The following is a 1872-nucleotide window of genomic DNA, read 5'->3' on the forward strand; positions in this document are numbered from 1 at the left end:
CCCTTGGCCGAGATATCGCCACTTAAAGGTTGAAGTATGGCCGCCGCCGCGCCAAATATTATAGCTATTTTAAATGATTTGGTATGAAAAGCAATGTTTCTTTTTTTATAGATCATCAGCGCGTGGATTCCGGCTACCGCGAAACCWGTTGCAGAAAATGCAGCTATGGTCATGTGCAACGATTCGGAAAACCAGGCTTCGTTAAACATGGCCTTTAATGGATCGATGTTTAAATACTTACCGTTCACATAATCAAAACCGGATGGGCTGTTCATCCAGGCATTGGCCGAAACCACCAAAATACCCGATGCTATCCCACTTATCCCAACCACCACGCCGGTAACCCAATGAAACCAGGTGTTAAGCTTGTTCCACCCGTAAAGGAAAAATCCCAGCGCAATTGCTTCAATAAAAAAGGCCGTACCCTCCAATGAAAATGGCATCCCAAATATGGGGCCTGCATGCTTCATAAACGAAGGCCACAATAAACCCAGCTCAAACGACAGCATGGTACCTGATACTGCACCTGTGGCAAAAAATATAGCTACGCCCTTACTCCAGGCTATGGTAACGTTTTTGTAAACCGGATCTTTAGTTTTTATCCATTTATAATGCGATATGGCCATAAAAACAGGCATAACCATACCAATGCAGGAGTATATAATATGAAAACCTAATGATAAGGCCATTTGCGACCTTGCTGCAATAAAATCATCCATAGTAGTGATATAAATTATGGTTGAAAGTTAAAAGCTATATGGCACAAATGTAACAGAAATGTTAATTGATATTGAATATGAATTATGGACATTTTATGGTAAAGTGTTGTATTAGTGGATAGAATTTAGTAAAAGGTTGAAGCGACTTAACAAAAAAAACGAATTGTCGGGTACGAGTAGTGAAATCCGGAGAATGAAAGGAGGGARCGACAAATCGGCGAAAGACTTACGAAGTTTCAAAAACTTCGTAAGTCTGGGATTCTACAACTTGCTATGGGTAATGATAAAATCCGGGAACGCTTAAGGGCGAATGAGGTTTTAAGAGGGCTGTCATGCTGAGCCTGTCGAAGCATAGCGGACAAAGGCCTCTCCGCGCGAGTCTTCGACAGGCTCAGACTGACAGGCCACCTATCCCTTCCCATTCCTCGCCGTCGATCCCCTGATGATCAGCTCTGGCTTAATACTGATGATCTTCGGCTTTGCCGTAGTATCGGTATTGTCCTTTTCCTGGAAGTACAGGTTGGCAACCGTATTACCCATGTAAACACTAAACTGATCGATGGTGGTAATGGACGGACTGGTGATTTCCGAAAAGCCTTCATTTGCATAGCCGCAAACGCCCAATTCAGATGGCACTTTTATTTTCATGGCATTAGCTACCTCCAAAACTCCCAGGGCCGAGAAATCTGATGTGGAGGCAAATATGGCATCAGGAGGTTGGGGGAGTGTTAATAGTTTGCGGGTTCCTTCGGCGCCCAGCTCTTTTGTCCAGGCGTTTTCAACTATCAGTTCGTCAATCACATCAATATTGTAGGCCTTTAATGCCCGCAGGTAGCCCGATTTACGTTGTTTAAAAATACTGAGGTTTTGCGGGCCTTCAAGCAATCCAATACGTTTATACCCGCTTTCTATCAGGTGCGATACGGCTTCATAAGAAGCCTGCTCATTATCATTGATCACTTTCAGCGTTTCCAGTTCCTCGGCCACGCGGTCAAACTGGATAAGCTGGATGCCATGATCTATTACATTTTGAAGGTGCTGGTAATCGTTCCCATCTGCAGATACAGATATTACTATACAATCAACATCCTGGTTTATCAACGTATTCACACACTGGATCTCTTTATCATGCAACTCGCCCGATTGGCAGATG

The 1872-nt window shown here is 43.7% G+C and carries 2 protein-coding genes; both read right to left on the reverse strand.

What is annotated here, in order from left to right:
- The coding region (locus AC1DPZ_RS26380) for a cytochrome ubiquinol oxidase subunit I (RefSeq protein WP_477409102.1) at nt 1–719 on the reverse strand (719 nt) is incomplete at its 3' end.
- 408 nt (nt 720–1127) lie between these two features.
- On the reverse strand, nt 1128–1872 hold a 745-nt coding region (locus AC1DPZ_RS26385; RefSeq protein WP_477409104.1), incomplete at its 5' end, for a LacI family DNA-binding transcriptional regulator.

Source organism: Mucilaginibacter sp. P4_G9 (assembly GCF_056400985.1).